The sequence below is a fragment of the Candidatus Symbiopectobacterium endolongispinus genome (assembly GCF_018777385.1).
GTDB classification, from domain to species: Bacteria; Pseudomonadota; Gammaproteobacteria; order Enterobacterales; family Enterobacteriaceae; genus Symbiopectobacterium; species Symbiopectobacterium endolongispinus.
In genome coordinates, this window is the sequence record NZ_JAFJYB010000009.1 from 76,326 (window position 1) to 88,725 (window position 12,400).

7 protein-coding genes, 1 tRNA gene and 4 pseudogenes are annotated in these 12,400 nt (G+C 50.5%); 6 read left to right on the forward strand and 6 right to left on the reverse strand.

What is annotated here, in order from left to right:
- Positions 1-411: 411 nt before the first annotated feature.
- The 5 genes from uvrY (at position 412) to JZM30_RS23150 (ending at position 4,757) form a co-directional block, all read left to right on the forward strand.
- The gene (uvrY, locus tag JZM30_RS23130) at positions 412-1,068 is read left to right on the forward strand and encodes a UvrY/SirA/GacA family response regulator transcription factor (protein ID WP_252321477.1); all 657 of its coding nucleotides are present in this window, start codon (positions 412-414) and stop codon (positions 1,066-1,068) included.
- A gap of 24 nt (positions 1,069-1,092) precedes the next feature.
- Positions 1,093-2,925 (forward strand): excinuclease ABC subunit UvrC, encoded by a 1,833-nt coding sequence (gene uvrC, locus JZM30_RS23135; protein WP_252321478.1) that lies wholly within the window; start codon positions 1,093-1,095, stop codon positions 2,923-2,925.
- Between the two features lie 54 nt (positions 2,926-2,979).
- Entirely contained in the window at positions 2,980-3,528 is a 549-nt protein-coding gene (gene pgsA, locus JZM30_RS23140) for a CDP-diacylglycerol--glycerol-3-phosphate 3-phosphatidyltransferase (protein ID WP_252321479.1), read from the forward strand.
- A gap of 172 nt (positions 3,529-3,700) precedes the next feature.
- Positions 3,701-3,776, forward strand: a tRNA-Gly gene (locus JZM30_RS23145).
- Between the two features lie 222 nt (positions 3,777-3,998).
- Positions 3,999-4,757: an NAD(P)H-dependent oxidoreductase gene (locus JZM30_RS23150; protein WP_252321480.1), complete on the forward strand. Its 759-nt coding sequence runs from the start codon at positions 3,999-4,001 to the stop codon at positions 4,755-4,757.
- A 57-nt stretch (positions 4,758-4,814) separates the two neighbouring features.
- Here JZM30_RS23150 and fadK read toward each other — a convergent pair.
- The 5 genes and pseudogenes from fadK to JZM30_RS23175 all read right to left on the reverse strand — a co-directional run bounded on the left by fadK (position 4,815) and on the right by JZM30_RS23175 (position 9,663).
- Positions 4,815-6,481, reverse strand: a pseudogene (gene fadK, locus JZM30_RS23155) (medium-chain fatty-acid--CoA ligase).
- A 59-nt stretch (positions 6,482-6,540) separates the two neighbouring features.
- Positions 6,541-6,834: a ferredoxin family protein gene (locus tag JZM30_RS23160; protein ID WP_252321481.1), complete on the reverse strand. Its 294-nt coding sequence runs from the start codon at positions 6,832-6,834 to the stop codon at positions 6,541-6,543.
- A complete protein-coding gene (locus tag JZM30_RS23165) occupies positions 6,831-7,856 on the reverse strand; it encodes an FAD-dependent oxidoreductase (RefSeq protein ID WP_252321482.1) in 1,026 nt (341 codons plus the stop codon). Before JZM30_RS23165 ends, JZM30_RS23160 begins: the two co-directional genes overlap by 4 nt.
- A 75-nt stretch (positions 7,857-7,931) precedes the next feature.
- A complete protein-coding gene (locus tag JZM30_RS23170) occupies positions 7,932-8,882 on the reverse strand; it encodes an electron transfer flavoprotein subunit alpha (RefSeq protein ID WP_252321483.1) in 951 nt (316 codons plus the stop codon).
- Between the two features lie 16 nt (positions 8,883-8,898).
- A pseudogene (locus JZM30_RS23175) lies at positions 8,899-9,663 on the reverse strand (electron transfer flavoprotein).
- A gap of 594 nt (positions 9,664-10,257) precedes the next feature.
- Here JZM30_RS23175 and JZM30_RS23180 point away from each other — a divergent pair.
- Positions 10,258-11,156, forward strand: a pseudogene (locus tag JZM30_RS23180) (AraC family transcriptional regulator).
- 63 nt (positions 11,157-11,219) lie between these two features.
- On the opposite strand, the pseudogene JZM30_RS23185 reads toward JZM30_RS23180, so the two are convergent.
- Positions 11,220-12,371, reverse strand: a pseudogene (locus tag JZM30_RS23185) (acyl-CoA dehydrogenase).
- Positions 12,372-12,400: the final 29 nt, after the last annotated feature.

A 12,400-nucleotide genomic window follows, 5' to 3' on the forward strand; every position in this document is an offset into this window, starting at 1 on the left:
CTTACCGCGGTAACATCAAATTTATGTGGCATGGCTGTGACTGATGTGTATCATGATGTTTTAGGTATTTTGTTGCTCTGATTCAGCGACACTGGGTTATTGTTGCTATATACGTCGATATACCGTCATACTTCACGTTGCACGCGCGGTCGCTACGTTTGTTGCTCCCAATCACTGACTTTAGAAAGTGTCAGGATTAATGAACTTTGTTTCTGACGTTCACCTTTCGGCCAAGTGCAGAGGTGCTCGAATGTGTAACAAACGTTTTTTCTCGTTTGTTGCTGCCCTGCAGCGTGAATTATTTAGCATGTAAGTGTGAAATGTCGCTGTTTTATAATTTTCTCAAAAAATTGTCGCTTCCATCTGCGGTTGCGTGGTGTTCAGCGCTACACCCTTTTCGGAGAATAATTTTTGATTAGCGTTTTTCTTGTAGGTGACCATGAACTGGTGCGAACAGGGATAAGGCACATTCTCGACGACACCAAAGGGTTAAAGGTGGTTGGCGAGGCGCACTGTGGTGAAGATGCGGTTAAGTGGTGCCGTCAGCATCCCTTTGATGTCGTCTTGATGGATATGAACATGCCTGGGATCGGTGGGCTGGAAGCCACGCGCAAGATAGCGCGTTTTGCGCCTGTAATTAAAATTATCATGCTAACCATTTACACCGAGAATCCATTACCTGCTAAAGTCATGCAAGCTGGTGCTGCGGGTTACCTCAGCAAGGGGGCTGCGCCGCAGGAAGTGATTTGTGCCATTCGCGCGGTGCATGCGGGCAGTCATTATATTGCTTCCGATATTACACAACGTATGGCATTGAGTCAATTGGCTCCGCACACCGAAACCCCGCTGGCGTGTTTGTCTGAACGTGAATTACAAATTATGATGATGATCACTCAGGGGCAAAAGGTCACAGAAATTTCCGAACGGTTAAACCTGAGTCCGAAAACCGTAAACAGTTACCGTTACCGCATGTTTAGCAAACTGAATGTGAGTGGTGATGTTGAGTTGACACATTTGGCTATCCGCCACGGATTGTTTAACGCGGAGCCGTCCATGAGCAGTGAATAACAGGCAGTGAGCGAAGGTTAAGCAGTGAGTGAACATTTCGATTCCCCCGCGTTTTTAAAAACTGTCACCAGCCAGCCTGGTGTATACCGTATGTACGATGAGAGCAACACGGTCATCTATGTCGGGAAAGCAAAAGATCTAAAAAAGCGCCTCGCAAGCTATTTTCGCAGCAACGTTGCCAGCCGTAAGACGGAAGCGCTGGTGAAGGCTATTCATCAGATTGATGTCACCATCACCCATACAGAAACCGAAGCGCTGCTGCTTGAACACAACTACATCAAGCTCTATCAGCCGCGCTATAACGTATTGCTGCGTGATGATAAATCGTATCCGATGATCTTTCTCAGTGGCGATACTCACCCGCGATTAGCCGTCCATCGCGGTGCCAAGCACGCCAAAGGGGAATATTTTGGCCCCTTTCCAAACGGCAATGCCGTGCGTGAAACGCTGGTATTGCTGCAAAAGCTTTTTCCTATTCGCCAGTGCGAAAACAGTGTGTATCGAAACCGCTCGCGGCCATGTCTTCAGTATCAGATTGGGCGCTGCCTTGGCCCCTGTGTCGCGGGGTTGGTCAGTGAAGAAGGCTACCGTCAGCAGGTAGAATATGTGCGGCTTTTTCTTTCAGGAAAAGATCAGCAGGTGCTCAATCAACTGGTCGCGCGTATGGAATCGGCCAGCCGTCAGTTGGATTTCGAAGAAGCGGCACGTATACGCTATCAGATTCAGGCGGTGCGTCGCGTCACCGAAAAACAATTTGTTTCGGGTGATGGCGAAGATCTGGACGTGATTGGCGTTTCCTTCGATGCCGGTATGGCCTGTGTGCATGTGCTCTTTATTCGTCAAGGCAAAGTGCTGGGGAGCCGCAGCTATTTCCCCAAAGTACCGGCCGGAACCGAGCTGGCGGAAGTGGTACAGACGTTTGTCGGACAGTTCTATCTGCAAGGCAGTTTGTCGCGCACGCTGCCGAGCGAAATATTGTTGGATTTTGCGTTGCCAGAGAAAGAGGTATTGGCGGAATCACTGTCTGATGTCGCGGGGCGACGTATTCATATCCAAACCAAACCGCGCGGCGATCGTGCTCGTTATTTGAAACTGGCGCGCACCAATGCCGCCACTGCATTGGTAACCAAGCTCTCGCAGCAATCCACTATCCACCAGCGTTTAAAGGCGTTGGCTGAGGTGCTTCATCTGGAAAACATCGCGCGTATGGAGTGTTTTGATATCAGTCATACCATGGGGGAGCAGACAGTGGCGTCCTGCGTGGTGTTTGATGCCAATGGTCCGCTGCGTTCGGAGTATCGTCGTTACAACATCAGTGGCATCACGCCAGGGGATGACTACGCGGCCATGAATCAGGTTCTGAAACGTCGCTATGGTAAAGCCTTGGAAGAGAGCAAAATTCCCGACGTGATTGTTATTGATGGCGGAAAGGGCCAATTGGGGCAGGCGCTCGCGGTGTTCGATGAGCTGGAAGTGCCGTGGGATAAACGCAAACCGCTGCTGCTCGGCGTCGCCAAGGGGACAGAGCGCAAGGCGGGGTTAGAAACGCTGTTTTTCGAAGCGACCGGGGAAGGGATCGCCTTACCGGCGGATTCGCCAGCGCTGCACGTTATTCAGCATATTCGCGATGATTCACACGACCACGCTATCGCCGGGCACCGAAAGAAGCGGGCAAAAGTAAAAAACACCAGTTCGCTGGAACTGATTGAAGGGGTTGGGCCAAAACGTCGGCAAATGTTGCTGAAATACTTGGGTGGAATGCAGCCACTTTTAAATGCCAGCATTGATGATATTGCGAATGTGCCAGGAATTTCGCATGCATTGGCAGAAAAAATCTTTCATGCATTGAAACACTAGGGACAATGTAGCAACATATCCACCAACCGATACCAGCCAAAGTAGCCAATCCCTATGCAATTGAACATACCAACATTGCTAACTCTGTTTCGCGTTGTCCTTATTCCATTCTTTGTACTGGCATTTTATCTCCCTTTTAATTGGGCACCGCTGCTGTGCGCCTTTATTTTTGTGGTCGCGGCGGTTACCGACTGGTTTGATGGTTTTTTGGCGCGCCGTTTGAAGCAAACCACGCGCTTTGGTGCCTTTCTCGATCCGGTGGCTGACAAGGTGATGGTTGCGGTAGCATTAGTACTGGTGGCAGAGCATTACCATGCGTGGTGGATAACTTTGCCAGCCGCCACGATGATTGCGCGCGAAATCATTATTTCCGCTCTGCGCGAATGGATGGCTGAGATTGGCAAACGCAGTCACGTTGCGGTGTCTTGGGTCGGAAAGGTGAAAACAACGGCGCAAATGCTGGCGCTAGTCGGTCTACTCTGGCGCCCTGAGCGTATGGTCGAAGGCGCTGGCATTATCGCGCTCTACATTGCCGCCGTGTTAACCTTTTGGTCCATGTTCCAGTATTTGAGTGCCGCGTGGCGTGATTTGCTGGATTCCTGACCTCTGCGTCGTAAAAAACAGCAATTGATGAGCGGTAAGGAATAATTTTATTGACTGGTCAGAGTGGGTCAGTAAAATGCTCGCCATGGACAGGTTGGTGACCAACGCTAACCGGGTAGCAGTATATATTGATCTTATATAGTGTTACGATGGCCAGTGTTTATAGCATGATGCGGGAATAGCTCAGTTGGTAGAGCACGACCTTGCCAAGGTCGGGGTCGCGAGTTCGAGTCTCGTTTCCCGCTCCAACATTTAAAGAACCGAAAGGTTCTTTTTTTGTTCTTGCCTTATCACAGCACCGTTTATCCCATTATTCTTGCATACCCCTTTTGGGGAATCTTCCTAAGTGCTCGCTTTTTGCATCCGAATAAATCCTGATCGTTGTCATCCTTGTTAGCTATCCCACCCTTATTCTAGCCATCGTGGTTTCGTGGGTCTTTCTTTATAAAACGGCAAAAGGAATTGACACGATGGATAAGAACTGGCGGTTCCCCTGCGGCACATCTGCCGGCAAACAAACTAATGGTGAGGATGCCGTGGCTCGAGAGTGGCGTGACTTTATTAAAGCTGGATTGGTAGCCACCGCCGCTGTGGTGTTACCCAGTTTTGCCACTGGCGCTATTGGCGCAACTCAGCCTCGGATAAAAAACGTGCTTATCATCAATGCACATCAGACTTATTCTGGCCTCAGCGAAGGAGCGCTGAACCGAGAATACGTCGCGTTGATTAAGAATGAAATGGTTAAAAAGGGATACCACATTCAGCAGACTTATATTGAAAATGGCTACAACATTAATGAAGAGGTCCAAAAACACCTTTGGGCAGATATTATTATCACTCAGTCACCAGTGTTCTGGTTTGGTACGCCCTGGCTCTACAAGAAATATGTTGATGAGGTCTTCACGGCAGGCATGAGCCAGCAAAGTTTTTTGATTGATGATGGGCGTATACCGAATGACCCGAGTAAACAATATGGATCGGGCGGCAAGTTGCACGGTAAAAAATTCCTGCTTTCGCTGACCATGAATACGCCTAAAGAGGCGTTTGATGATCCGGTTCAACGACTCTATGCCGGACGTTCCTTGGAAGACCTGTTCTCCTCAACGACCTCTGTCTATAAATTCTGTGGTTTTGCTATATTGCCGGTGTTCGGTTCATTCGATGTGATTAAAGCGCCTCAGATAGCAGAAGATAAAGCTCGGCTTACACGCTATCTGGCGGAGTTGTAGCTAACGTGCAGGAGGGATGCGCGTGAGGCTCTCTTACGAGAGCCTTTACTTTTTTGATCAGGCGGAGAATAGAGAAGGGTGGACGTGTTGGTGTTTATCCAGCCCGAGACGTTGCAGAATGTCTTGTCGCAGCAGGTATTTTTTGATTTTTCCTGATGCGGTGCGTGGCAAGCTCTCGACGATCACCAGATGCTCGGGGTACTTGTACTTTGCCACACGTTTACGGCTGAAAAAGGCAATCACGTCTTCAAGTGTCAGCGTATGGTAGGGGACTTTAAGCACCACATAAGCGCATGAACGTTCACCTAAACGTTCATCGGGCATGGCGACCCCCCCGCATCGCGGATGCGCGGGTGCTGCATCAGAATATCCTCGACCTCACGGCTGCTGATATTCTCGCCTCCGCGCACGATGATATCTTTCTTGCGCCCGGTGATTTTGATGTAGCCGTCGGCATCCATGTGGCACAGGTCACCACTGTAATACCAGCCATTTTCATCCAACACGCGCGCTGTCAGTTCCGGTTCATCCAGATAACCCATAAACACATTCGGACCACGCGAGGCTTCTTCACCTTCTTCACCATACTCAACGGTGTTGCGTGCTTTGTCGATCACTTTGATTTCAACGCCTGGTGCAGCCTGCCCGTCAGTATTGACGATCCTGGATGTGGGATCGTCCAACTTCACTACGGCGTGCGGTGAGCTTTCCGTTGAACCGTACACGCTGAGCAGTTTGATGCCCATCTGCATACAATCACGAGTGATCTTTTTGGGGATCGTGGTGCCGCCGCACAGGAAAAAGCGTAGCGATGATAAATCGTAAGGTTTTTGCTGTACGCAGCACAGCAGATCGTAGACAAACGGCGTTGCACCCAGCACGCAGGTACAGTGCCCCTGCTGTAGCAGCTCCAGACAGTCCGTTGGGTTGAAGATGTCCAGTAATACGCTACGTGCACCGATGATAAAGGTGGCGGTGACACCGTGTAAAAAGCCGGTGGCATGACCCAACGGCGCGGGCATCAAAATGGTGTCTAGCCAGGTCAGGTTCAGTCGTGCACAGTAGGCGCGTTCGCTGGCTAGAATATTGTTGTGTGTCAGCATTACCCCTTTAGGCACCCCCTCCGTACCGGAGGTAAAAAGTACGGCGGCCAAGGCATCGCCGTGCACGCGGATAGGCGTCTCTAGTGGGGCGAATTCTTGCAACAGTTGACTGAGTGCCAGCGTAGTGGGATTGGCGGGAGTCAGCTTATCCACGGCTACCATTTGTTGCAGGTGAGGCAACTGCTCAGACAACGAGATAGCTCTGTCGATAGGTTGGGTATTCTTGAACAACGTGGGGGCGAACAGCACTTTTGCCTGGCATTTATTGAGGATCCATATCAACTCGGTTTCACGGTAGGCCGGGAGTAGCGGTACGGACACCGCGCCCACATTCAGACAGGCTAGATAGATAACCGTAAACTCGCACCATCCCGGGAGCTGAAAAGCGACGCGATCGTCGGGTTCGATTCCGCAGGTAAGTAAAAAACGAGCAAGACAGCTTGCTGTGCGGTCTAGTGCCGCATAAGTGTAAGAGGTCCCCTGATTATCAATCACGGCAACCTTGTCCGGCATGGCGCTTTGTGTTTGGTGCCAATAGTCAGCGAGTGAAGCGTCTCCCCAAAATCCTTGCTGACGGTATAACGCCCGGTGTTCAGCGTTAAATGCTATTGAAACGGTCATTTTTTTGTCTCAGTGTTTAACGGCTACTCGCGCGGCCGTCTATCACTTATACGGAGGGATCAACCAAAGCGGAATTCAATACCGAACGTACCCTGCGGGTATTCCCATTGTTCCAGAATGGGTTCTCCACAAAATACCCGGCAGGTACCGCATTCCAGACAACCAGCAGAGTCGAAGTGAATATTCCCTGCCTCATCTTGCTTGTAGAGTCCTGCCGGACAGGCTTTGAGTAATTTACGAAACTCGGCCATATCAGGGTTGTCGGTCAGAATGATATGTGTATGGCCTTCATCCACCTGGAACTTGTTGACGCCCAGTTTGACGTCTACGTTGACGCTGCTGTCGTTACTCATAGCGCTTTTGCTCCTTTGATGCCATCTTTCAACAGGTTTATCAGACCGACCTGTTTGGCGCGCTTCATGATTTTTGCTCGCACCGGCACGTTCGGGCCGCCATCAATAATGAACAGATCGCTCATGATATCGGCCACCATGCGTGGGTTTTCCATCATGGCGGGCACTTTGCGATAATGGTGCATATCGCGCAGCACAAAGCTTTGTTCCAACGTACGTTTGTATTCCATCAGGCTGCTGGATGAGAAGTCCTGGCGCTGCTTTGCGGCAATCGCGGCGTTGGTTGCTGCCTGTGCAGAGGCGATGGCCAGGCCCATGCCGCGCACGGTGTAGCCCAGATTGAGGCACAGACCAGCTGCATCGCCGACAATCATCACGCCGTCATCCACCAGACTGGGCACCATTTCAAGCCCGCCTTCCGGCACCATGTGTGCCGAGTATTCCAGTAACTCTCCTCCCTGAATCAATGGGCGGATTGTCGGGTTTTGTTTAAAATCTTCCAGCATTTGCGGCACACTTTTGCTGGCGTGAGCGATATCGCCTAAACCGCAGACTAACCCAAGTGAGATTGAGTCTTTGTTGGTGTAGAGAAAACCTCCGCCCATCAATCCGTTGGAGGGCGAACCGGCAAACAACCAGGCAGCACCTTCTCCCGGTGCCAGGTTAAACCGATCTTCGATTTGCGATGCAGGCAGGGCAATCAACTCTTTCACGCCGACCGCATAGTGATGAGGCGACGTGGGCGGGACCATACCGACGGAGCGGCCCAGCAGCGAGTTCACGCCGTCAGCAAGGATCACCACGTTCGCCCCCAGCGCATCTTCTCCTGCTTGCACGCCGGTGACTCTGTTACCTTCGCGCAACAAGGCATCGACGCGTACGCCGGTCATATTTTTACTGTCTGCGCTGTTGCCGCGTTCGATGACTAATACATCAAGCCCGGCTTGTGCCATGACATAACCGGCGACGCAGCCCGCAACCACGGCACCGACGACGATGGCATCAAATTTTTCTTCCGACATGGTTACTGCTCCCTATCCCGCCACAGTGGCGTGGAGGGATACGTGCTGTTAACTAAAAGACCAACAAATGAAGGATTACCGGGTCAACTGCTCAACCCGCGCCGGGACCACTTTGTAGATATCGCCGACCAAACCGTAGTCGGCGTATTTGAAGATCGGCGCATTCTTGTCTTTGTTAATGGCGACGATGGTTTTTGCCCCGTTGCCGCCTACCATGTGCTGGATTTGGCCGGAGATCCCTAATGTCAGGTAGAGATCGGATTTCAGCAGCACGCCAGAGACACCGATATAGCGTTCGCGCTCCATCCAGTGTTCCCCTTCAGCAATCGGGCGTGAGCAGCCGACTTCCGCACCCAATACCGTTGCCAGGTGTTGAACCATGCGTAAATCTTCCTGCGACACCAATCCACGGCCCACGCCAACAACGCGTTTGGCCTTGCTCAAGTCGACGCTACTCAACGATTTAGTGCGGCGTTCAACACACAGGATTTCCTGACGCGGTGCAACATAGTTAGCCTGATAAACCGGGCAATCAGACGGTGTCGTGAAGGTCTCGGGTTCGACGGCGTTCGGTGCCAGCGTAACAATGGCAATCGGGGTATTAATTTTCTCTTTGCCAAACGCCAGGCCACCGTACATGCGATGTTCGGCATACAACGCATGCTCTTCTATGGTCAGGGTGGTGACGTCATTGACGACAGCGGCATCAAGCAGCACGCTTAAGCGGGCTGCCAGCGCCTTACCACGTTTAGTCGCTGCCAACAGAATCAGCGTGGTGGGATAATCCGTCGTTGCCGGTTTTTCGATCAGAGATGCCAGCGTTTCGGCGTAGTTTTCGATACGCTGCTGCGCCGTTTTGCCCAGCATGTAGAGTCCCTGAGCGCCGAGTGGTTTAACGGCAGCAGCCTGCGTGTCATCTTGCACAACTGTGTAAACCAGCTGTCCCCACTGGCGTGCGCCCGTCATTAATTCGCTGTAGCGCTCAACGTTATCGCTGAACACCAACACATTGGTTAATTGACTCATGATGATATTCTCCGGGTTAGTTCAGCGCTTTTTTCAGGTGTTCGGCCTGTTCGGCGATCGCTTCCGGCGAATCGCTTTCCAGAACGATGTGCTTACGCTCCGCCTGCGGTGGTACGTGGATCTGTGTCAGTTCGGTGTGGGGCTCGGTGCGTTGCCAACTGATATCGTCGGCTTTCCATTGCGTTACCGGTTTTTTCCCCACCCCCAGAATGGCCTTCATTGATGGGATCTTTGGTGCATTAATATCCGATGTCACGCAAAGCACGGCAGGCAGTGGCAACTCAAGGATTTCCACTTCCTCTTCCAGCGTGCGCTCCACGCGCACCCGGTTATTCAGCAGTTCGATCTGACTTACGGCATTGACGGTAGGCAGTTACAACATTTCTCCGACTAGCAGCCCAACCTGTTGCGCATAGAGATCGCAAGAACCTTCGCCGAACAGCAGCAGATCGAAGCCAATCTTGCGGGCCGCAGCCGCTAACACCTGTGCGGTGTCTTTGGGGAGCGCATTGTCTAACTGTGCGTCCTGTACCAGGAACAGTTCATTCGGTCCGCGCGACAGTACATCTTTGCGCACTTTGGTGTTGTCCAGCAGGCTGCCGCCAACGCTCAGCGCTGCGACGTGCCCATCAGCGCCAGCCAACTGGGTTGCGGCCTCAATGGCGTTTAAATAAAACTGGCTGATTTTTGCATCAGCGTGGTCGAAATTGAGCGTGCGTTGGGCGGTAACCACAATGTCTTGCTCTTCGGGCACCAACTTGAAGCAGGTTATTATTTTCATGGCGTCTCCTATTGGTCGCTCGCAGGCGGTGCATCGAAAAATAATATCGATGTGCCTCAGAGAGATATAAAAATTTGATGAAAATAGTGTGCGGGGGATAGGAGTAAAAAACGACATGATAATATGTTTTAGTTACCAACAATCTTGCAAAAAAATTGTGCGCAACGGCAGATAAATGTATTTCATGATCTATTGCTTATGTGACGCCGCCTTTAAACATTACGCTGAAATCGGCTACCACGTATTCATGCTGAAAACGCTGGGTGAAAATAAGTTGTGACGCGCATCATAAATGTGAGGCTTTTTTTTAATTGGAATTATTAACACGCTCATTGAATAAAGAAAATATCAGTGGATTGTGAACGTGATGTTTTGTGTATGTAGGCAATGCGTATTTTAAATGAGAAAAAACACACAGTGTAATGCGTTAAAAAAGTGCGCTTTTCAGGCTAAACAATCTGGTGGTGTAATCTTGCATGATATGCAAACAATCTTGTTTTGCGCAGTTAAAAACGTGATGTACAGTACAGGTCGTTGCGCTACTTTACCCCTAAATAATTGGCTCACACCTTACTGTTCTCCGTGGAGGTTGTCATGTATCAGCGCTGGTTTGACAATAATACCGATACCTTGTTTGAAAAGGGAATGACGCCCAAATTGTCCCGTTTTGTGATCAGCGATGACCCAAACTGGGAGTCTGGTCACCATGTGCATGACGCAGAAACGGAGCTGATCTACGTGAAAAGTGGCGTAGCCCGGCTTATCATCGATTCGTCCAATTATGTTGCACAGACCGGGGATATTGTAGTGGTCGAGCGTGGCCTATTGCATGCTGTCGCCTCTGATAATGCGTCCCCGGCAACCACCTACACATGTGCCGTTTACGGATTTAAATTCCGCGACAGGGATGAGAATCAGATCATGCAGGCCAATTCCTGCCCGGTGGTTTCAGTGGTGAAAGGGAAAGAGGTAATAAAAAGTATATTTCACGAACTGGGGGTGGTTTTACCACAGCAAAAAACCTTTTATCCTCACCGGTCTACGATGCTTTCGGTTATGCCTTGACGGCGTTGTTTTATGAAAATTTTAAAAACGCCTACCGTTCTGAATCCGGTTATATTCGCAAGGAGGTGTTGGTGAAAGATATTTTTGTTTATCTCAATAACAATTATCGGGAAAAGATAACCTTGGATCAGCTCGCTAAAAAGTTCCGTGCCAGAGTCAGCTACATTTGCCATGAATTTATTAAGGAATACCATATCTCTCCTATCAACTATGTGATTAAACGCCGGATCACCGAAGCAAAACTTTCGCTGACCAACACCGAGTTCAGTTTAAACGAGATTGCCATCCGCGTGGGGTATGACAATGTTGATCATTTTGCCAAATTATTCATGCGCCGTGTTGGCTGCTCACCGAGCGAATACCGTAAGCAGTTTAAAAATAGTCTGAATGGATTGGAGTATATAACGGAGTTTGGTGAGAGCTCATAATTGCTGCTGTGATGCGAATATCCGGTTGAGGCTCCCGTGTGAACGGGAGTCTCAACCTGTCAGTTATTTACTTTGGTAATCTTTCAGAATCTGCCGTCCGGCAATATAAATCATGATTTCATCAGTACCGCCGCCAATCCTTTCGCAGCGCACGTCACGCCAGAAACGGGATACGCGTGCGTCATCCGTGTAGCCCAACCCGCCCATGATTTGAATGGCGTCATCGATCACTTCCAGTGCGGTGCGTGCGCAATAAAGTTTGCACAATGCAGCACTGGTGCGTAATGACAGTTCCTGATCCGCCTGCCAGGCACATTTCAGCACCATATTACGCATGTTCTCGATTTTTATGGCCATCAGCGCCAGCTTCTCCTTGATCATCTGGTTATGACCAATCGGTTTGCCAAAAGCGATACGCTGGTTGGCATAACGTGCGGCATCTTCGAAGGCACACTCAGCAAAACCGGTACTGCGCGCGGCATTGATCAGGCGTTCCATTTCGAAATTGTACACCACGTTCAGGAATCCCATGCCTTCTTCACCCACCATGTCGCTCTCTTAGACTTCGACGTTATCGAGATAGACTTCGCAGGTGGTCAGCATATGCCAGCCGATTTTGTGTAACTGGTTGATTTTAATGCCAGGCTTATTGGATTCCACCCACCACAGGGTAAAGGTTTTTTTCGGGTCTTGCGGTTCGGGATCGCGTGCCAGCACCAGCATATAAGGGTATTCTTTAGCACCGGTGATAAAGGTTTTTTGCCTGTTGAGATACACCTTACCGTTTTTACGCGTGTAGCTGGTGGTCGCGCTGCTGTTGTCCAAGCCTGCACCCGGTTCAGTCAGGGCCAGTGAATAGGCAGGATCGCCGGTCGCCAGTGTACTCTCAGCGGTTTTGCGTAGTTGCTCGGCAGAACCAAAAAGACGCATGCTGTGGATGCACTGGCCGTTAGTGATCAGGAAGGCCGGTGCGCCATTTTTAGACACTTCCATCAGTGCCAGCATTTGGGTGACATAGTCCGCCGGAATACCGCCAAATTCTTCCGGTACGCCCAGCAGGGAAATGCCATTATCTGCCAACGCCCGCATAAACTCTTTCGGATAGGTACCGGTCTGATCGCAGGTTTTGAAGTACTCTTCCGGGAAATCACTGGTGATCAATTCCCGAATACTGGCAAGCAGCAGTTCTTGCTCTTCGGTTAAGGCAAAGTCCATCGTTTTTACCCCTGTTATTGTTCAGCGTC